Source organism: Mammaliicoccus sp. A-M4 (assembly GCF_022386955.1).
GTDB lineage: Bacteria > Bacillota > Bacilli > Staphylococcales > Staphylococcaceae > Mammaliicoccus > Mammaliicoccus lentus.
Map to the genome: position 1 here is coordinate 15102 of NZ_JAJNHH010000020.1, position 21203 is coordinate 36304.

A 21203-nucleotide genomic window follows, 5' to 3' on the forward strand; every position below is an offset into this window, starting at 1 on the left:
TTTCAAATGCGAAAACATGCAGTCATATTAGCGGCTGGTAAAGGAACAAGGATGAAATCTAAACTCTATAAGGTGCTACATCCTGTTGCTGGAGAAGCCATGGTTCAACATGTTATAGATAGCGTGAAGAATGCGGGTGTTGAGACTGTTGTTACAGTTGTTGGACACGGTGCTGAAGTAGTAAAAGAAACACTTGGCGATTCATCGCAGTTTGTACATCAAGAAGAACAACTAGGGACTGCACATGCAGTTAATACAGCTAAGGAATTATTGAATGACAAAAAAGGTACAACAATCGTTGTATGTGGGGACACACCACTTATTACTGAAGATACAATTAGCTCATTAATAGCGTTTCATGAGTCAGAAAATGCAAAGGCTACAGTATTATCTGCAAAGGTGAATAATCCATTTGGCTATGGCAGAATTGTTCGAAATGAACAAGGTGACGTCTTAGAAATTGTTGAGCAAAAAGATGCTTCAGAAGAGCAAAATGCAATAAATGAAATTAGTTCAGGAATCTTTGCTTTTGATAATGAAAAGTTATTCCAAACTTTAGAAGAAGTTAAAAACGATAATGCTCAAGGTGAATACTATTTACCTGATGTTATAAGCATTTTAAAAGCACAAAATGAAAAAATATCTGCTTATGTTACGGAAGACGTAGATGAAATCATGGGTGTTAATGATAGAGTCCAATTATCACAAGCAGAACAAAAAATGAAAGAACGTATTAATTTGAGACATATGATAAATGGTGTTTCCATCATCGATCCAGCTACTACATATATTGGGAAAAAAGTTACTATAGGTGAAGATACGGTAGTTGAACCAGGTGCAAGAATCGGTGGTAACACTGTAATAGGAAAAAATGTTACGATTGGCATGAATTCTGATATCAAAAATAGTACAATTGAAGATGATGCCACAATTAAACAATCTGTCATTACAGATTCATTTGTTGGTAAATCCTCTACAGTTGGACCGTTCGCTCAATTAAGACCGGGAACAGAACTAGGAAAAGAAACGAAAATTGGTAATTTTGTAGAGGTTAAAAAATCCGTGTTGAAAGATGGCGCTAAAGTATCTCACTTAAGTTATATTGGTGATGCTGAAGTCGGCGCAAGAACAAATATTGGCTGTGGTTCAATCACTGTTAATTATGACGGAATAAACAAATTCCAAACTAAAATAGGAGATGATGCATTTATTGGATGTAATTCAAATCTAGTTGCACCAGTAGAAGTTGGCGAAGGAGCATTTATAGCTGCAGGTTCAACCATCACAGATAATGTGCCAGATGAAAGCTTAGCACTAGGTCGTGCAAGACAGACTACAAAAGAAGGATACTATAAAACGAAATAAAAGGAGCCGTCAAAAAAATGAGTCAAAATGATATCGGAGGAACAAAAATGTTGCATACTGAATATAAGAATTCGTCATTAAAAATATTTTCACTAGAAGGTAACCAACCTTTAGCCCAAGAAGTTGCAAATTTAGTAGGTATTCCATTAGGTAAGTCTACAGTAAAAAGATTTGCTGATGGCGAAGTGCAAATTAATATCGAAGAAAGTATCCGTGGTTGTGATGTGTTCATCATTCAACCTACTTCATATCCAGTAAATGAACATTTAATGGAATTGTTAATTATGATAGATGCATGTAAACGAGCATCAGCTGCTAATATTAATATCGTTATGCCTTATTATGGTTATGCAAGACAAGACCGTAAAGCGAGAAGTCGTGAGCCTATTACTGCTAAATTAGTAGCGAATATTATTGAAAAAGCTGGCGCGAGCAGAATGATCGCGTTAGACTTACACGCTCCTCAAATTCAAGGATTCTTTGATATACCTATTGATCATTTAATGGGTGTTCCAATTTTATCTAATTATTTCTTAGAAAAAGGATTAGACCCTGACAATACTGTTGTTGTATCACCTGATCATGGTGGTGTTACAAGAGCGCGTAAAATGGCGGATCGTTTAAAAACGCCAATTGCTATTATTGATAAGCGTCGTCCGAAACCTAACGTAGCAGAAGTTATGAACATTGTTGGAGACATAGATGGTAAAACAGCAATCATCATCGATGACATCATTGACACTGCGGGCACTATTACTTTAGCAGCAGATGCTTTAGTTAAAAAAGGTGCAAAAGAAGTTTATGCATGTTGTACACACCCTGTTTTATCTGGACCAGCACGTGAACGCATTGAAAATTCAAGAATTAAAGAATTAGTTGTTACAAACTCTATTCAATTGCCAGAAGATAGAAAACCTTCAAATGTTAAAGAATTATCAGTAGCAGAATTATTAGCTCAAGCAATTGTTCGAGTATATGAACAAGAATCAGTTAGTGTGCTATTTGATTAATTGTCATTAATCGTGTATAATAACAAACGGTTCATTTTTAAATGAACTAAATAACCACTTACAAGCAACAATTTATGTTGATGGGTAAGTGTAGGAGCGCTTAATGCGCATGAATGAAAGGTGGAAAAGATAATGGCTTCATTAAAGTCAGTTATCCGTCAAGGTAAACAAACTCGTTCTAGTTTACGTAAACTAAGAGCATCAGGTATTATCCCAGCAGTTGTATATGGTTATGGTGCTAAAAATACATCTGTTAAAGTTGATGAGGTTGAATTCATCAAAACTATCCGTGAAGTTGGACGTAACGGAGTTATTGAATTAGGTGTTGGTTCTAAATCAATTAAAGTTATGGTTTCTGATTACCAATATGATTCACTTAAAAACCAAATCACTCATGTTGACTTCTTAGCTATTAACATGAAACAAGAATTAACTGTTGATGTACCTGTAGTATTAGTAGGTGAAGCAGTTGGTGCTTCTGAAGGTGGCGTAGTTCAACAACCATTATTCGACTTACAAGTAACAACTACTCCAGACGCTATTCCTGAACATATCGAAGTTGATATTAGTGAATTAGCTATCGGTGATAGTTACTTAGTAGGGGACTTAGATGCAACTGATAAATATGCTATCGAAAACGATAAAGAAGAAGCAGTTGTAACTGTAGTACCTCCAACTGAAGAACCAGCTGAAGATGCTGAAGAAACTGCAGCTGAAGATGCTGATGCAGTATCACAAGAAGCTGAAAAAGAAGAAAAAGAAGAAAAAGAAGAAGAATAATTCTTTAATCTTTTAAAAGGAGTCTGGGACATATCAATGTCTCAGACTCTTTTTTGTCTAATTTTATAATGATATAAGTATAGTTAGATGAAAACTAACGTAAAAATGCTATAATAAATACTTAGTATTAATATGGAGGTTACAACATGAAATGTATTGTTGGACTTGGAAATATAGGTAAGAAATTTGACGGAACTCGTCATAATATAGGTTTTGAAGTAGTTGATGAATTGATTGATCGTCATCAATTACAATTAGATAAACAAAAATTTAAAGGTGCCTATACTATCGGATTAATAAATGGTGAAAAGGTTATGCTTATTGAACCGATGACATTCATGAATTTATCTGGTGAGGCAGTAAGGCCACTAATGGATTATTATAATATTGATATTGAAGATTTACTTGTTCTATATGACGATTTAGATCAGCCACAAGGTCATTTGAGACTGCGCCAAAAAGGCAGTGCTGGCGGTCATAACGGGATGAAGTCTTTAATACAACATTTAGGAACAGATAAATTTAATAGAGTACGAATTGGTATAGATCGTCCGACTAACGGTATGAGTGTTCCGAGTTATGTTCTACAAAAATTCTCTGAAGATGAAATGATAACTATGAAAAAGGTAATAGAACGGGCAGCAGATGCTTGTGAAAGTATAATTAAAGGTGAAACATTTCCTAATGTTATGAATCAGTTTAACGGTGAAGTAGAATGAGACATGTCATTCATGAAATTATACAAAAAGATGAGCGATTTCAAGATTTAGAACGTATTTTTGGAGAAAAAAACATACTCGTTACCGGTTTGAATCAATCTAGTAAAGCATTGCTTATTCTAGAACAATATTTGAAACACGATAAACAATTAGTCATTGTGACAAATAATTTATACCAAGCGGATAAATTAGAAGCAGACATACTGCAATTATTACCGCCTGAAGAAGTATTTAAATTTCCTGTACAAGATATTATGATTGAAGCATTTTCAACACAAAGCCCAGACTTAATGAGTGAGCGTGTTAGAACTCTAACCCATCTTGCTCAAAGTAAGAAAGGGTTATTTATCGTGCCAATAAATGGCTTGAAGAAACAACTCACACCTCCGTCCATTTGGAAAGATCATTATAAATCTATAAAAATAGGTGATGATATAGAGTTAGAAGAATGGGCTAAGCAATTAGTTGATATGGGATACAAGAGACAGTCCCTAGTTTCAGCGATTGGTGAATTCTCAATTCGAGGTGGCTTAATCGATATATACCCTGTTATTGGAGACCCTGTACGTATTGAGTTGTTTGATACAGAAGTAGATGGTATGAGAGTCTTTGATGTTGAAACGCAGCGTTCTTTACAAAATGTAGAAGAAGTTGAAATAACAAGTGCAAGTGATTATATTTTCACTTCAGAACAAATCAATAGATTATCAGAACGTATGGAAGAATCATATGAGCAAACGCGTGAAAAACTACCGAAAGAAATTCGTCCTGATTTGAAAGACACTTATCAAAATATTTTAATGCAAGATGATGAATTAAAAGATCATCAGATTTTAAGACGAGTTATTGCATTTATGTATGATGAGGTATCTACATTTGTAGATTATTTAGCAGAAGACGCTCTTATTGTAGTAGATGAATATAATAGAATTAAAGACACTGAAAACTCATTAGATGTAGAAAATGAAGAATTCACGCAATCTTTAATTGAATCTGGGCAAGGGTTTATAGGACAACGCTTTATTGTAGAATCAGCGTTTACTGGTTTGTTGAATAAACATAAAATTTCTTATTTTACTTTATTTACAGCAAGCATGCCTGTAGAGATAGAGGAAATGGTCAAGTTTTCATGTAAACCAGTGCAACGTTTTTATGGACAATATGATATTATGCAGTCTGAATTTGATCGCTATATGAAACAAGGATTCACTGTTGTTTTATTGGCAGAATCAGAAACACGCAAAACGAGAATTCAAAGTATGCTCAGCGACATGAAGATACCAACTGTAATAGATCGTATAGAACATATCGATAATAGTGGTCAAGCAGTTGTTACAGATGGCGCATTATCTGAAGGATTTGAATTGCCGTACATGAAATTAGTTGTTGTGACTGAAAAAGAACTCTTCAAAGCACGCGAACGTAAACAATCTAAAAGAAGACAAAAACTGTCGAATGCAGAGAAAATTAAGTCTTATCAAGAGTTAAATGTCGGAGATTACGTTGTTCATGTACATCATGGTGTAGGTAAATATTTAGGTGTTGAAACATTAGAAGTTTCAGGCATACACAAAGACTATATTAAAATTCAGTACAAAGGAACAGACCAATTATTTGTACCTGTTGATCAAATGAACGATGTTCAAAAGTTTGTTGGCTCAGATGATAAAGAGCCTAAAGTTAATAAATTAGGCGGAACAGAATGGAAAAAAACAAAGGCTAAAGTTCAAAAAAATGTTGAAGATATTGCTGATGAATTATTAAAACTTTATCAAGAACGTGAGCAAGTGGAAGGCTATCAATATGGACCTGATTCTGAAGAACAAATGACATTTGAAATGGACTTTCCTTATGAACCAACACCAGATCAAATTACTTCATTAGAAGAAATCAAAGGTGATATGGAAAAACTTAGACCTATGGACCGCTTACTTTGTGGAGATGTTGGTTACGGTAAAACTGAAGTTGCGATTAGAGCAGCTTTCAAAGCTGTGTTAGAAGGTAAACAAGTAGCAGTCTTAGTACCTACAACTATCTTGGCTCAACAACACTTTGAAACTTTTAGAGAGAGAATGCAAGAATATCCTGTCGAAATTCAAATGATGAGTCGTTTTAGAACGCCTAAACAAGTAAAAGAAACAAAAGAAGGTATTAAAAAAGGTTTTGTAGACATCGTAGTTGGTACTCATAAATTACTAAGTAAAGATGTAGAATATAAAGATTTAGGTTTATTAATTGTCGATGAGGAACAACGATTTGGTGTTAAACATAAAGAAAGAATTAAGGCATTAAAAACTAATGTTGATGTATTAACACTAACAGCTACACCAATACCAAGAACCCTTCATATGAGCTTGTTAGGTGTAAGAGATTTATCTGTTATAGAAACGCCACCTGAGAATAGATTCCCAGTACAAACTTATGTATTAGAACAGAATATGAATTTTGTAAAAGAGGCATTAGAAAGAGAGTTGTCTCGAGGTGGGCAGGCATTCTATTTATATAATAGGGTTCAATCGATTTACCAAAAGAGTGAGCAGTTATCGATGCTTATGCCTAATGCGAGAATAGGTGTAGCCCATGGTCAAATGACGGAACGTGAGTTAGAAGAGACTATGCTTAATTTTGTTGACGGTGAATATGATATTTTAGTAACTACGACAATTATAGAGACGGGCGTAGATGTTCCTAACGCTAACACTTTGATTATTGAAGATGCGAATCGATTTGGGTTAAGCCAACTTTATCAATTAAGAGGGCGCGTTGGACGTTCTAGTAGAATAGGTTATGCTTACTTCTTACACGAACAAAATAAAGTACTGACAGAAGTTGCTGAACAAAGGTTACAAGCAATTAAAGAATTTACAGAATTAGGTAGCGGGTTTAAAATTGCAATGAGAGACTTGAATATAAGAGGTGCAGGTAACCTGTTAGGAAGTCAGCAATCAGGATTTATAGATTCTGTTGGTTATGACTTATATTCTCAAATGTTAGAAGAAGCGGTCAATGTCAAACGTGGTATAGAACCTGAATCAGAAGGACCACAATTAGAAGTTGATGTTAAAGTTGACGCTTATATACCTGCAGAATATATCAAAAATGAACAAGCAAAAATTGAAATGTATAAAAAGATGAGAAGTATTACTACTGTTTCCCAGTTAGAAGACTTGCAAGATGAACTAATCGATCGCTTTGGTGAATACCCTGTAGAAGTAGAACGATTACTAGATGTTGTAAGAATTAGATTAAATGGTATTTTATTTGGAATTACCGAGATTAAAGAAACAGGAAATACAATTCAATTAACAACCTCAGAATATACAACAAACCACTTGAAAGGTGACGTATTATTTAAAGTTACAGAACCACTAGGTAGAAAGCTTAGAATAGCTGTTGCGGATAATCAAATGGTGTTTAAGTTACAAAAAACAAAACAGTGGCTTGATGATTTGAAGTTCTTAACAGAAGTTATTAATGAGAGTTTGGTGGATGATGACGCAATCTAAACCGATTTTTAATAGTGTATTACTCTTAACTATTACTATGGTAATCGTTAAGTCATTAAGTGCAATTTATAGAGTACCTTATCAAAATATATTAGGCGATGAAGGTTTATATGCTTATCAACAAGTTTACCCATTAGTCGCGATTGTGAGTGTAGTAAGTTTAAATGCTTTACCTAGCGTAATGAGCAGTTGGATGATTAAACGACCTCAAACTACTATTTCAGCATTATTTTGGTGGTTACAAAGTATTTGTCTAACCACCAGTATAGGGGTGTTAATTTTTGCACCTACTATAAGTAGTTGGATGGGTGACGTACAACTAACACCTATGATTCGCATGGCTAGTATTGCCTTAATACCACTCGTGTTTATTTCGATGGTACGAGGATATTATCAAATGAAACACCAAATGAATACTATTGCGATATCACAAGTAATTGATCAAGTATTAAGAGTGATTGTAATATTTATTGCTATTTCTGTATTTATGTACATGGATGTTTCAATTTACCAAGCTGGAACAATTGCAATAAGTGGTTCAGTTATTGGGCTTTTTAGCATTGTTTTATATTTTTATTTGAAAAGAAAGCCAAACATTCATTTTTCCTGGGAAATAAATTTTAATGATTTAAAAGATGTCATTATTATGACTGTATTATATGCCATATCTTATTTGATTCTTATATTGTGGCAATTAGTGGATTCATTTACATTAATCCATTTACTACAAGATACTGGCTATACATTTCAGGAAAGCATAAAAGTGAAAGGTATATTTGATAGAGGGGCTTCGCTCATTCAAATGGGGCTGATTATTACGACTACATTTAGTTTTGTACTCATTCCACTCCTTACGGAAGAGTTACAGAAGAAAAATCATCATTTAGTTAATGAATATGCTAACACGTCACTCAAAATAACAGTACTTTTCAGTATGGCTGCAGCAACAGGTTTAATAAATCTCTTGCCTTTACTAAATACGGTATTCTTTAAGACGAACGAATTAGTAGGCACATTAAGTGTATTTATGCTTTCGGTTGTATTTGTCACATTTATTATTATGTATACAGCGTTATTACAAGTTAAAGCTAGACGGTCAGTATTACTCATTGCACTTATAATAGGATTACTATTTAAAAGCATAGGAAACTATGTATTTGTGATGCAATTTGGAATATTTGGGGCCAGTTTGGCTACTGTAATATCTTTAGGTATTTATGCATTAACATTGCATATCATCGTCATGAAATTATATCGATTTCAAAACATGGGATTATTTATTGCTAAAGTAATCTTCACGCTAACTATAATGTCTGGATTAGTACAAATAGTGCTAAGTATTCCTACTCAATCAAGACTATCAAGTTTGTTAGTCCTCGTTTTAGCGGGTATTGTTGGTGTTATTATTGTGTTATTAGGTATAATTAAATTGAAAATATTAAAAAGAGAAGAGTGTCAACATTTACCTTTAATGGATAAATTGATGAAGGAGAAGTAAAACAATGTCTCAACAAATTACAGTTGTTGGTTTAGGAAACTATAGTCTTGAAGAACTGCCATTGGGCATATATAGAACGTTACAATCAGCTGATAAAGTATATGCAAGAACAATAGAACACCCTGTCGTGAATGAATTAAAAGAAGTGAATTGGGAAAGCTTCGATTATATTTATGAAAAGCATGATCATTTTATAGATGTATATAATGAAATTGTAGATACGTTAATCGATAAGTCTCGAAATGAAGAGGTTATTTATGCAGTTCCTGGAGACCCGATGGTGGCAGAAACGACGACTCAATTTCTATTAGAAACAGATGCTCAAGTAAAAATTTTAGGTGGTAAAAGTTTTCTTGATGATATGTTTAGAGCGATTAAAATAGATCCAAACGATGGTTTAACATTATTAGATGGTACAAACCTAGAAGAAAAGATGTTAAATATAAGAACAAACACGATTATTACACAAGTTTATGATCAAATGGTAGCATCTGATGTTAAAGTCACTTTAATGGAGCGTTATCCAGACGAACATATAGTTAGTTTAGTTACAAATGCAAGATTGGGAGAAGCTGATGTTATTACGTGTCCATTATATGAAATTGACCACCACGCATCACTATCTAATTTAACAAGTTTGTTTGTACCTAAGATAACGGACGATAATGAAATGTATAATGATTTTCAGTATTTGGAAAAAACAATAGATACACTTGTATCTGAAGATGGATGTCCATGGGATAAAGTGCAGACTCATGAAACGTTAAAACGTTATATAATTGAAGAAGCATTTGAATTAATTGAAGCAATCGATGAAGATGATATAGACCATATGATAGAGGAATTAGGTGATGTTTTATTACAAGTCATGCTGCATTCTGCTATTGGGAAGAAAGAAGGATACTTTGATATTAGAGAAGTAGTTGGTGTTTTAACGAGTAAAATGGTCAGAAGACATCCTCATGTGTTTGGAGAAGAAAAAGCAGATAGCTTAGATGATCTACATGAAATTTGGCAAAAAGAAAAACAAAAAGAAGGAAAAGTAAAACGTGAAAAATTGGAAAAAATATTTGCTGATTACTTTTTGAAGTTGTATGATAAAACCAAATTAGACAGTTTAAATGAAAAAGAACTTAAAGCATTAATTAATAGAGGGGATTTGAAACTTTGAGATTAGATAAATACTTAAAAGTATCGCGTTTGATTAAACGTCGAACATTAGCTAAAGAAGTAAGCGATCAAGGCAGAGTTAAAATAAATGGACAAACTGCTAAAGCTGGCACAAATGTTAATGTAGATGATGAATTAGAACTTAAATTAGGTAATCGTATTATTGTAGTGAAAGTAACAGGGCTTTCTGAGCATGCTAATAAAGAGAATGCAAAAACAATGTTTGAAGTTGTCAAAGAAGAGAAAATACAAGATTCTATATAAATAAGGAGGTATTCTTATGGCGCAAAAAATTAAAAATTTAGATAATGAATTTACACAGTCACAAAACAAAAAAAAGAAAACTGTCAATAAAACGCGCCAAGTGGTACGAAAAAGATTAACCTTGTTTGGTGGAATTTTGCTACTTATCATTATCATCATGATTATTATGTTGTTTTTGCAAAAAAATCGTAATGAAGAGTTAGTGCAAGAACGTAAAGAAAAAACTGTAACTTATGAAAAATTACAGGATCAAGAAATAGAGTTGAAAGAACAAATAAAACGTTTAAATAATAAAGAATATATTGAAAAATTAGCAAGAAGCGAATATTTCCTTAGTAATGACGGTGAAATTATATTTAAATTACCAGAAGACAAAAAAGATTCAGAAAAAGACAAATAATCTATATATGACGTTGTATAATTTTGTATAGAAGCATATAATAAGGTTAAAGTGAAATTATATCAGGAGGATACAGTAATAATATGTCAATTGAAGTAGGCAATAAAGTCAAAGGGAAAGTTACAGGTATTAAAAATTTTGGTGCGTTTGTTGAATTACCTGAAGGGAAAAGTGGCCTTGTGCACATCAGTGAAGTCGCTGATAACTACGTAGAAAATGTTAATGACCATTTATCTGTAGGCGATGAAGTAGAAGTTAAAGTATTAACAGTAGCGGATGACGGCAAAATTAGCTTATCTATTAAAAAAGCTAAAGAACGTCCGAAACGTCAAGCGCCAAAGAAAGAAGCAAAGCCTGAAGACTTTGAGAAAAAATTATCAAACTTTTTAAAAGATAGTGAGGATAAGTTAACGTCTATTAAGAGACAAACTGAATCACGTCGTGGCGGTAAAGGTGCAAGACGATAATTGATTATAACTAAAAGAGGCTAATAACTTGAGCCTCTTTTTATTTTGAGATAATCAATTGAATTTATAGATTGAGGTGTGTAACAATGCTCGAGATAACTTGGGAACATGATGATAATTTAGCATTGGCTGTTTCAACTGGGATAGATAGTATGTCGTTATTACATTTACTAAATACGACGTACAAACACACTTACCAAAAATTGATTTGCTTACATGTAAATCATGGCTTAAGAAAAGAGTCGCAAGATGAAGCGAAATTTATTGAAGAATTTTGTGAAGAACATAATATTGAAATATATATTAAAACATTAGACTTGTCTGATGTAGTGCAACAAAATAAAAGTATTCAAGATGTATCTAGAAACATGAGATATGAATGGTTTGATCAAATAATGAAAGAAACCAATAGTACGATTTTATTAACAGCACATCATCTAGACGACCAAAAAGAAACCATAGCATACCGACTGTTTTCAGGTAGAATCGGTCGATCTTCACTTGGTATTTCTAAAAACCAAACTAGAAATGGTTATAAAATCATACGTCCTTTTTTAAATATATCCAAATCAGAATTAAGACAATATCAACATGAAACTCAATTTACTTATTTTGAAGATCAATCCAACCAAGATACTAAATATACAAGGAATTATATTCGCAACAATATTTTACCTATAGTTGATGAACGAGATGAATTATCAACTTCTCATTTAGTTACATTGAACCAATGGATGGATGATGCTCGGGATTTAGTAAATCAACAAGCACAAGTGTTTATAAACAATGAGGTTGTTCAAGGGTCTAAAATAGTAATAGACCGTCATAAATTTAATGATTTAAACCCACTTATAAAAATTCAGATTCTCGATAATTTGTTAGGAAAGTATGTTCAACGTCAATTTAGTATGAAGGCTTATCGAGAATGGCTCGACATATTTCATAATCAAAAAAAACAATCCGTTATTCCAGTATCTGATGATTGGCAGTTTATTGTAGCATATGATAAATTATTACTATGTAAAGATATTGAGTTCAATGTAAATTCTATATATATTGATAATGATGAGCAATTTATATTTGGGAATTGGGTGATTGAAGCTAAACGATTATCGTCTCCTTTATTTGTAAGAACAAGAGAGCCAGGAGATCGTATTCAGTATTATAACCGGGGAAATAAACAACACAAAAAAGTAAATAGAATCATGATAGACAACAAGATGGATATACATAAACGTGATTACTGTCCGATTATTGTTAACGAGGATGATATTGTAGCAATAGGGGATATTTGGATTGATTCTAACTTTAAAAATGTATTAACTATCACTTATATTGGAGATGACTTTTAATGAAAGATTCGATTAAGTCTGTTGTTTTATCTGCAGATGAAATTCAAGAAAGATGCAAAACACTAGGAAAGCAAATCACAGAAGATTATAATGGAAAAACACCTATTTGTATAGGAATCCTTAAAGGGTCCATTATGTTCATGACAGATTTAATCAAAAATATTGATACGCATTTAGAAATAGATTTCATGGATGTGTCAAGCTATCATGGTGGAACAGAATCAACTGGAGAAGTTAAAATTTTAAAAGACTTAAGTACATCAGTTGAAAATAGAGATGTGATTATCATCGAAGATATTTTAGAAACGGGTACAACTTTAAATTCAATAGTTGATTTATTGAAATACAGAAATGTTAATTCTATTGAAATTGTGACACTATTAGACAAGCCAATGAAGCGTAAAGTGGATATTGAAGCTAAATACGTCGGCGAAAAAATTCCAGATGAATTCGTAGTGGGTTATGGATTAGATTTTGCTGAGAAATATCGTAATTTACCGTATATTGGAACGTTAAAACCTGAAATCTATGAATGATTAGTTAAGTAAGGTTAATTACTAGCGTGTGAAATTATAAATGTGGTAAAATTTTTGTTAGTTTTATTAATTGAGTAGGAGGACAAATTGAATGCAAAAAGCTTTTCGAAATATATTAATGATTGCGCTTTTAGCTATCGTCCTATTTGGTGTGTTCCAGTTCATTAATGGCAACGGACAATCACCAAAACAACTTACATATAATGAGTTTATGACGAAGTTAGAAAAAGGCGATTTAAAAACGTTAACTATTCAACCAGAACAAAATGTTTATATGGTTAGCGGTGAACTAAAAAAAGGTAAAGATGAAAAATATACATCTTCAATCCTATTTAACAACCAAGATGATCTGAAAAAAATTACAGAAACAGCCGATAAGCAAAGTGACTTGAAATTCAATGTCAAAGAAGAAGAAAAACAAAGTGTGTTCGTAAGTGTGTTAACGACACTCATCCCTGTTTTAATTATTGCATTTTTATTTATATTCTTCTTAAGCCAAATGCAAGGCGGCGGTGGCGGTGGCGGCCGCGTTATGAATTTTGGTAAATCAAAAGCCAAACTTTATGACGACCAGAAAAAACGCGTTAGATTCTCTGATGTAGCAGGTGCTGACGAAGAGAAACAAGAATTAGTGGAAATTGTAGATTTCCTTAAAGATAATCGTAAATTCAAGAAAATGGGCGCACGAATACCTAAAGGTGTTTTACTAGTTGGTCCTCCAGGAACAGGTAAAACTTTACTTGCAAGAGCTGTTGCAGGTGAAGCTGGAACACCGTTCTTTTCAATAAGTGGTTCTGACTTCGTTGAGATGTTCGTTGGTGTCGGTGCAAGCCGTGTTCGTGACTTATTCGAAAATGCTAAGAAAAATGCTCCATGTATCATCTTTATTGATGAAATTGACGCTGTAGGTCGTCAACGTGGCGCAGGTGTTGGCGGTGGACACGATGAACGTGAACAAACACTGAACCAATTATTAGTTGAAATGGATGGCTTCGGTGAAAACGAAGGTATCATTATGATTGCAGCTACTAACCGTCCTGATATTCTTGACCCAGCATTATTACGTCCTGGACGTTTTGATAGACAAATTCAAGTTGGTCGTCCAGATGTTAGAGGTCGTGAAGCAGTACTTAAAGTACATGCTCGTAATAAACCTTTAGATGAAACAGTAGACCTAAAAGCAATTTCACAAAGAACACCAGGATTCTCAGGTGCAGATTTAGAAAACTTATTAAATGAAGCATCATTAGTTGCTGCTCGTACAAATAAAACTAAAATTGATATGCGAGATATAGAAGAAGCTACAGACAGAGTTATCGCTGGACCAGCCAAGAAGTCACGTGTTATTTCCGAAAAAGAAAAAAATATTGTGGCTTTCCATGAAGCGGGACATACAATTATCGGTTGTGTATTAGATGAAGCTGAAATGGTTCATAAAGTAACAATCGTTCCTCGCGGACAAGCTGGTGGATATGCAATGATGTTACCTAAAGAAGATCGTTACTTCATGACTGAACCAGAACTATTAGATAAAATAGTTGGACTATTAGGTGGTCGTGTTTCTGAAGAGATTAACTTTGGTGAGGCATCAACTGGTGCACATAACGACTTCCAACGTGCTACTAGTATTGCACGTAAGATGGTTACAGAATACGGTATGAGTAAGAAATTAGGTCCGTTACAATTCGGTAGCTCAGACAGTGGACAAGTATTCTTAGGTAAAGATATGCAGTCTGAACCAAATTATTCAGATCAAATTGCTTATGAAATTGATTCAGAAGTACAACGTATTATTAAAGAACAATATGAACGTTGTAAACAAATTCTTACAGAGCATAAATCTCAATTAGAGTTAATTGCTAAAACATTACTTGTTGAAGAAACGTTAGTCGCTGAACAAATCCACTCATTATTTAACGAAGGAAAATTACCAGAAGTTAAATACGATGATTCTCACTTAGAAGAAGACAATGAACCTGACGAAGATAAATATGAAGGTGACTTAACACAACAAGAAGGCACATTAGATGTCGAAGATGACAAAATTGGTAAATCTTACGAAGAGGTTAAAAAAGAAGAATCTCATAATTCGAAAGATGAACAAGAATCTGATGAAGAAAAATCTAATGATGAGCCAGCACATAAAGAAGAACCAAATATCGATGATTTAGGTGACAATAAACCTACAGATCGTAAAGAATAAATTTATACAAGTCCCTTTCAATAGTTTGATTGAGAGGGGCTTTTTTTAAAGAAGGAGTATATTTATGACAAAAGATTATTTAGTAAGAGCATTGGCATTTAATGATGAAGTACGTGCTTTTGCTGTACAGACTACAAATACAATTCAAGAAGCTCAAACAAGACATTACACATGGCCAACTGCTTCTGCTGCATTGGGAAGATCGATGACAGCAGGCGTGATAATGGGTTCAATGTTAAAAAATGAAGAGAAATTAACGATTACTATCGACGGAGGCGGACCTATAGGTAAAATTATGGTAGATGCTAATGCTAAAGGTGAAGTTAGAGGTTATGTTCAAAATCCTCAAACTCATTTCCCGTTAAATGATCAAGGTAAATTGGACGTAAGACGTGCAGTAGGTACAGATGGTATGTTAAGCGTCGTAAAAGATATTGGGCTAAAAGACTATTTCACAGGTTCTACACCGATTGTTTCGGGAGAACTTGGCGAAGACTTTACTTATTATTTTGTTACGAGTGAACAAGTTCCATCAGCTGTTGGACTAGGTGTACTGGTAAACCCAGATAATTCTATTAAAGCAGCAGGCGGGTTTGTTATTCAGCTTATGCCAGGTGCTTCTGAAGAAACGATTGAAGCGATTGAAGAAAAAATTAATCAAATGGAACCTGTCTCTAAATTGATAGATAGAGGCCTTTCACCAGAAGAATTAATTGAAACGGTGTTAGGAAAAGAAAACACAAGAATAATTGATAACATGGAAGTAGAGTTCAAATGTAATTGTTCAAGAGAAAAATTCTTAAATGCAATTAAAGGTTTAGGAGAGGCAGAAATCGACTCAATGATAGAAGAAGATCATGGAGCTGAAGTAGAATGCCATTTCTGTAGGACGAAATATAATTTTACAGAAGAAGATTTAATGTCACTTAAAAAATAAATGTAAAAAGTAATTTAGTAAATACTTTCACTTTAAGGCGTATTTTGTTATAATAAGTATATCCGATAAAGAAACTAAGATATGAAATTGAAAATACTGACTAGGAGTGAATTATAAATGGCTAAGAGAGTAAATAATATTGTTGAATTAATTGGAGATACACCTGTTGTTAAATTAAATAGAGTAGTGGAAGATGGTTCGGCAGATGTTTATGTAAAATTAGAATATCAAAACCCGGGTAGTTCAGTTAAAGATAGAATCGCTTTAGCGATGTTAGAAGCTGCTGAAAAAGAAGGCAAAATTAAACCGGGCGATACTATTATAGAGCCTACATCTGGTAATACTGGTATCGGTCTAGCAATGGTAGCAGCTGCAAAAGGTTACAAAGCAGTATTTGTTATGCCGGACACAATGAGTAGTGAACGTCGTGCGCTATTAAAAGCTTATGGTGCCGAATTAGTATTGACACCTGGAGCTGAAGGAATGAAAGGTGCTATCAAAAAAGCAAAAGAACTCAAAGAAGAAAAAGGCTATTTTGAACCACAACAATTCGAAAACCCAGCAAACCCTAAAGTTCATGAATTAACAACTGGTCCAGAATTAGTTGAACAATTCGAAGGTACAGAAATAGATGCTTTCTTAGCTGGTGTCGGTACAGGCGGAACATTAACTGGTGCAGGTAAAGTGCTTAAAGAAAAATACCCTAACATCCAAATCGTAGCTATTGAGCCTGAAGATTCTGCTATATTAAGTGGCGGAAACCCAGGACCACATAAACTACAAGGTTTAGGTGCAGGGTTTGTCCCAGACACTTTAGATACAAAAGTTTATGATGATGTTATTAAAGTAGGAAATGAAGAAGCGATGGAAATGTCTAGAAGAGTTGCTAAAGAAGAAGGGATTCTTGGCGGTATTTCATCTGGTGCTGCTATAAAAGCTGCATTGAAAAAAGCAAAAGAATTAGGTGAAGGTAAAACAGTTGTTACAGTATTACCAAGTAACGGTGAACGTTACCTATCTACACCATTATATGCTTTTGAAGACTAATCATTTATAATTTTATAATGTATTAACTTTTAATTACGAATCACGTCTAGAATAAATAACTTAAATAAGTTATTTCATTTAGGCGTGATTTTTTAAATTTGTTATAATAAGTTTATCTATGTAAAAGGTAGGTTTTCTATTGTGAAAAATACGAAAGTTATGGGTATTTTAAATGTGACGCCAGATTCTTTTTCTGATGGTGGTTCTTATAATAGTGTTGAAAATGCTAGAGCACATGCTGAACAATTAATAAGTGAAGGTGCAGATATTATAGATATTGGCGGTGTTTCAACACGTCCTGGACATACTAAAGTAGCAAAGACAGAAGAAGAATTGAATAGAGTTATACCTGTAATAGAAGCATTAAATGATTTAGATGTTCAATTATCGGTAGACACGTTTAGAAGCCAAGTTGCAGAAGAATCGTTAAAACGTGGTGTAACGATGATTAACGATCAATGGGCTGGGTTATATGACCCTGAAATATTTAATGTTGTTGCGAAATATGATGCCGAAATTATTTTAATGCATAATGGGGACGGCAACCGAGAAATGCCAGTGATGGATGAATTGCTATTATCTTTATTGAAACAAGCAAATCAAGCAGAAATAGCAGGAATACCCGAAAAAAATATTTGGTTAGATCCTGGTATTGGATTTGCTAAATCAAGAGAAGAAGAACGTATAGTAATGTCGAGGTTAGATGAATTAGTAGCAACAGGTTATAAAGTGATGCTGGCTACAAGTAGAAAACGTCTCATCAATGATTTACTAGGTGGAAATATAGATGTGAAAGAGCGTGATGAAGCAACTGCAGCAACGACAGCTTTTGGAATTGAAAAAGGTATTCATGCTGTACGCGTACACAACGTAAAAATGAATAAAAGAGTTGCGCAAACTATTGATGCTTTGAAAGGGATATAAAATATGGATAAAATTATACTAGATGGCATGTCTTTTTATGGATATCATGGAGCATTTAAAGCTGAAAACGAATTAGGGCAGATATTTTTAGTAGATTTAGAATTGAAATTAGATTTATCTGAAGCTGGAGAAACAGATGATTTAGAAAAGACTGTAAACTACGGTGAAGTATTCGAGATTGTTAAAGAAATAATGGAAGGCGAACCAGTACAATTAATTGAACATCTCGCAGAACGTATTGCAAAACAATTATTTTCGCACTATAATCGAGTATTGGAAACTAAAGTAAAGATTACGAAAAATAATCCGCCAATTCCGGGACATTATAATGGTGTTGGTATTGAGATCGTGAGGAAGAGATAAATGCATACCGCATATTTAGGTTTAGGAAGTAATATAGGAGAGAGGGAACTTCAATTAGAACAAGCTGTTACATTTTTAAATTCAGAAGAAGGTATCAAAGTAACGCAAGTATCTCCAATATATGAAACAAAACCGGTAGGATACACAGAACAACCTGATTTTTTGAATATGTGTATCGAAATCTCAACTGAATTAGAAGCATTAGACTTGTTGAAAGTATGTATGATGGTTGAGCAACAATTACATCGTGTTAGAAATGAACGATGGGGACCACGTACCATTGATATTGATATATTATTATATGATCAATCCGTTATTCAATCACCAGACTTAGAAGTGCCACACCCAAGAATGACAGAAAGAGCATTTGTGATGGTACCACTTAATGATATCGCCTCAAATGTTGTTGAACCAATATCCAAAAAATATATTTGGGAGCTATTGCCAAACGACGAACAAGTAGTAAAGTATAATAAAGAAAGAGGTTAGACCATGTGGGAAATAGGAAATGAAAAAACATGCTTCATGGTACTTAAAAGATGTAAGAGGTAGAGTTAGAAAAGTTATAAATCAAACAAATACAAGAGATGAGTTAGTAAGTATTCTTGAACAATTTGTTGAAGAGCAACAACAAGAAATAAGTGCAATTTAATTAAGGAGTGGAAGATCATGTCAGAAGAAATGAATGACCAAATGTTGGTTCGAAGAGAAAAACTACAAGAATTAAGAGATTTAGGTATTGATCCATTCGGGCAGAAATTTGTAAGAAGCGGAGATTCTGTTACTTTACATAAAGAATGGGACGAATTTACAAAAGAAGAACTTCAAGAAAAAGAAGAAGAGTCTTCAGTTGCTATAGCTGGACGTTTGATGACTAAAAGAGGTAAAGGTAAAGCAGGATTTGCTCATGTTAAAGATATAACAGGACAAATTCAAATTTATGTTCGTAAAGACCAAGTCGGTGAAGAACAATTTGAAATTTGGAAACATGCTGATTTAGGAGACATAGTTGGAATTAAAGGTGTTATGTTCAAGACAAATACTGGTGAATTATCTGTTAAAGCGAAAGAATTCGTAGTATTAACTAAGTCTTTAAGACCTTTACCAGATAAATATCATGGTTTACAAGACATTGAACAACGCTATCGTCAACGTTACTTAGACTTAATTACAAGTGAAGAATCAACAAAAACATTCATTACACGTAGCCAAATTATTCAAGAGATGAGAAATTACTTGAACCAAAAAGGTTTCTTAGAAGTTGAAACACCAATGATGCATCAAATAGCAGGAGGTGCTTCAGCACGTCCGTTCGTTACACATCATAATGCTTTAGATGCTACTTTATACATGAGAATAGCAATTGAATTGCACTTAAAACGACTTATTGTTGGTGGTTTAGAAAAAGTATATGAAATCGGAAGAGTATTCCGTAATGAAGGTGTGTCAACGAGACATAACCCTGAGTTCACTATGATAGAGTTATATGAAGCTTATGCAGACTATAATGATATTATGGATTTAACTGAAGCAATGGTCGCTTCAATAGCTGGAAAAGTACTTGGTTCTGCTACAATTCAATATGGAGAAGAAACAATCGATCTAGCTTCAAAATGGAAGAGATGGCACATGGTAGATGCTGTCAAAGAATATACAGGAGTAGACTTCTATGAAGTTAAAACTGATGAAGAGGCACATGAATTAGCAAAACAACATAATATAGAAGTAGAAGATCGTATGACATATGGTCATATCTTAAATGAATTCTTCGAACAAAAAGTAGAAGAAGAATTAATTCAACCTACGTTTATTTATGGACATCCAATTGAAATATCACCATTAGCTAAGAAAAATCCAGAAGATCCACGATTTACTGATCGCTTCGAACTATTTATAGTTGGTAGAGAACACGCTAATGCATTTACAGAATTAAATGATCCAATCGATCAACGTGAAAGATTTGAAGCACAAGTGAAAGAAAAAGATCAAGGTAATGATGAAGCACATGAAATGGATGAAGATTTCATCGAAGCATTAGAATATGGTATGCCGCCGACAGGTGGATTAGGTATTGGTATTGACCGTTTAGTTATGCTATTAACAAATTCAGCATCAATAAGAGATGTACTATTATTCCCATATATGAGACAAAAATAATTTTATGTTCGGCAATAACCTTTAATAATAAGGTTATTGCCTTTATTTTTGGTATTAAATGACATAAATAAAGCGTTAAAACGTTTTCTTATTAAAAAAACAACTTTTTTCATAAAAAGCATTGACGAAAGAATATAAATTGGGTATTATATAAAGGTCGCTGAAAACAAGCGGACGTGAATTCGAAAACTTTGTAAAGAAAGTTAACAAGGTGTAAAATTTACTATTGAAAAACATAAACTAACTCTATATAATATATAAAGTAAGACAAAAACGAAACAACATTGTCTGGTGGCGATAGCAAAGAGGTCACACCTGTTCCCATGCCGAACACAGAAGTTAAGCTCTTTAGCGCCGATGGTAGTTGGACTTACGTTCCGCGAGAGTAGGACGCTGCCGGGCAGTATTGTTAATTGGAGAATTAGCTCAGCTGGGAGAGCATCTGCCTTACAAGCAGAGGGTCGGCGGTTCGAACCCGTCATTCTCCACCATTTAGCCGGCCTAG

The 21203-nt window shown here is 33.6% G+C and carries 20 protein-coding genes, 1 tRNA gene and 1 rRNA gene; all 22 read left to right on the forward strand.

Features of this window, described 5'->3' with window-relative positions; all coding sequences use genetic code 11:
- Positions 1–6 precede the first annotated feature (6 nt).
- Positions 7–1365 (forward strand): bifunctional UDP-N-acetylglucosamine diphosphorylase/glucosamine-1-phosphate N-acetyltransferase GlmU, encoded by a 1359-nt coding sequence (gene glmU / locus LQ682_RS13220; protein ID WP_016999911.1) that lies wholly within the window; start codon positions 7–9, stop codon positions 1363–1365.
- Positions 1366–1412: 47 nt separating this feature from the next.
- Positions 1413–2375, forward strand: a complete 963-nt coding sequence (locus LQ682_RS13225; protein WP_026023668.1) for a ribose-phosphate diphosphokinase — start codon at positions 1413–1415, stop codon at positions 2373–2375.
- A 132-nt stretch (positions 2376–2507) separates the two neighbouring features.
- Positions 2508–3155 carry a 50S ribosomal protein L25/general stress protein Ctc gene (locus LQ682_RS13230; RefSeq protein WP_239724567.1) on the forward strand — a complete coding sequence of 216 codons (648 nt, stop codon included), beginning with the start codon at positions 2508–2510 and terminating at the stop codon, positions 3153–3155.
- 146 nt (positions 3156–3301) lie between these two features.
- On the forward strand, positions 3302–3874 hold the full coding sequence (pth, locus tag LQ682_RS13235) for an aminoacyl-tRNA hydrolase (RefSeq protein ID WP_016999906.1): 573 nt from the start codon (positions 3302–3304) through the stop codon (positions 3872–3874).
- Positions 3871–7380, forward strand: coding sequence for a transcription-repair coupling factor (gene mfd, locus LQ682_RS13240; protein WP_239724568.1), 3510 nt, complete (start codon positions 3871–3873; stop codon positions 7378–7380). The genes pth and mfd overlap by 4 nt, the downstream gene beginning before the upstream one ends.
- Entirely contained in the window at positions 7349–8878 is a 1530-nt protein-coding gene (locus LQ682_RS13245) for a polysaccharide biosynthesis protein (protein WP_239724569.1), read from the forward strand. The genes mfd and LQ682_RS13245 overlap by 32 nt, the downstream gene beginning before the upstream one ends.
- A 4-nt stretch (positions 8879–8882) precedes the next feature.
- On the forward strand, positions 8883–10049 hold the full coding sequence (locus LQ682_RS13250) for a MazG nucleotide pyrophosphohydrolase domain-containing protein (RefSeq protein WP_231051122.1): 1167 nt from the start codon (positions 8883–8885) through the stop codon (positions 10047–10049).
- Positions 10046–10312: an RNA-binding S4 domain-containing protein gene (locus LQ682_RS13255; protein ID WP_016999901.1), complete on the forward strand. Its 267-nt coding sequence runs from the start codon at positions 10046–10048 to the stop codon at positions 10310–10312. The genes LQ682_RS13250 and LQ682_RS13255 overlap by 4 nt, the downstream gene beginning before the upstream one ends.
- 16 nt (positions 10313–10328) lie before the next feature.
- A complete protein-coding gene (locus LQ682_RS13260) occupies positions 10329–10712 on the forward strand; it encodes an FtsB family cell division protein (RefSeq protein ID WP_239724570.1) in 384 nt (127 codons plus the stop codon).
- Positions 10713–10795: 83 nt separating this feature from the next.
- Positions 10796–11179: a S1 domain-containing RNA-binding protein gene (locus LQ682_RS13265; protein ID WP_016999899.1), complete on the forward strand. Its 384-nt coding sequence runs from the start codon at positions 10796–10798 to the stop codon at positions 11177–11179.
- Positions 11180–11265: 86 nt separating this feature from the next.
- Positions 11266–12531: a tRNA lysidine(34) synthetase TilS gene (gene tilS / locus LQ682_RS13270; protein ID WP_064205201.1), complete on the forward strand. Its 1266-nt coding sequence runs from the start codon at positions 11266–11268 to the stop codon at positions 12529–12531.
- Entirely contained in the window at positions 12531–13067 is a 537-nt protein-coding gene (gene hpt, locus LQ682_RS13275) for a hypoxanthine phosphoribosyltransferase (RefSeq protein WP_016999895.1), read from the forward strand. The genes tilS and hpt overlap by 1 nt, the downstream gene beginning before the upstream one ends.
- A gap of 91 nt (positions 13068–13158) precedes the next feature.
- Positions 13159–15270 carry an ATP-dependent zinc metalloprotease FtsH gene (gene ftsH, locus LQ682_RS13280; protein WP_016999893.1) on the forward strand — a complete coding sequence of 704 codons (2112 nt, stop codon included), beginning with the start codon at positions 13159–13161 and terminating at the stop codon, positions 15268–15270.
- 64 nt (positions 15271–15334) lie between these two features.
- Positions 15335–16207 (forward strand): Hsp33 family molecular chaperone HslO, encoded by an 873-nt coding sequence (gene hslO / locus LQ682_RS13285; protein WP_016999891.1) that lies wholly within the window; start codon positions 15335–15337, stop codon positions 16205–16207.
- Positions 16208–16324: 117 nt separating this feature from the next.
- Positions 16325–17254 (forward strand): cysteine synthase A, encoded by a 930-nt coding sequence (gene cysK, locus LQ682_RS13290; protein ID WP_064211599.1) that lies wholly within the window; start codon positions 16325–16327, stop codon positions 17252–17254.
- A 141-nt stretch (positions 17255–17395) separates the two neighbouring features.
- Complete coding sequence (gene folP, locus LQ682_RS13295; RefSeq protein WP_239705565.1) at positions 17396–18178, forward strand: dihydropteroate synthase; 783 nt, start codon at positions 17396–17398, stop codon at positions 18176–18178.
- 3 nt (positions 18179–18181) lie between these two features.
- Positions 18182–18541, forward strand: a complete 360-nt coding sequence (gene folB, locus LQ682_RS13300) for a dihydroneopterin aldolase (protein ID WP_016999885.1) — start codon at positions 18182–18184, stop codon at positions 18539–18541.
- Complete coding sequence (gene folK / locus LQ682_RS13305; RefSeq protein WP_016999883.1) at positions 18542–19030, forward strand: 2-amino-4-hydroxy-6-hydroxymethyldihydropteridine diphosphokinase; 489 nt, start codon at positions 18542–18544, stop codon at positions 19028–19030.
- A 19-nt stretch (positions 19031–19049) separates the two neighbouring features.
- Positions 19050–19193, forward strand: coding sequence for a hypothetical protein (locus LQ682_RS13310; RefSeq protein ID WP_016999882.1), 144 nt, complete (start codon positions 19050–19052; stop codon positions 19191–19193).
- A gap of 17 nt (positions 19194–19210) precedes the next feature.
- On the forward strand, positions 19211–20698 hold the full coding sequence (gene lysS, locus LQ682_RS13315; protein WP_239705566.1) for a lysine--tRNA ligase: 1488 nt from the start codon (positions 19211–19213) through the stop codon (positions 20696–20698).
- A gap of 287 nt (positions 20699–20985) precedes the next feature.
- Positions 20986–21100: ribosomal RNA gene (rrf, locus tag LQ682_RS13320) — 5S ribosomal RNA — on the forward strand.
- Positions 21101–21113: 13 nt separating this feature from the next.
- A tRNA-Val gene (locus LQ682_RS13325) sits at positions 21114–21189 on the forward strand.
- The last annotated feature ends 14 nt before the right edge of the window (positions 21190–21203 follow it).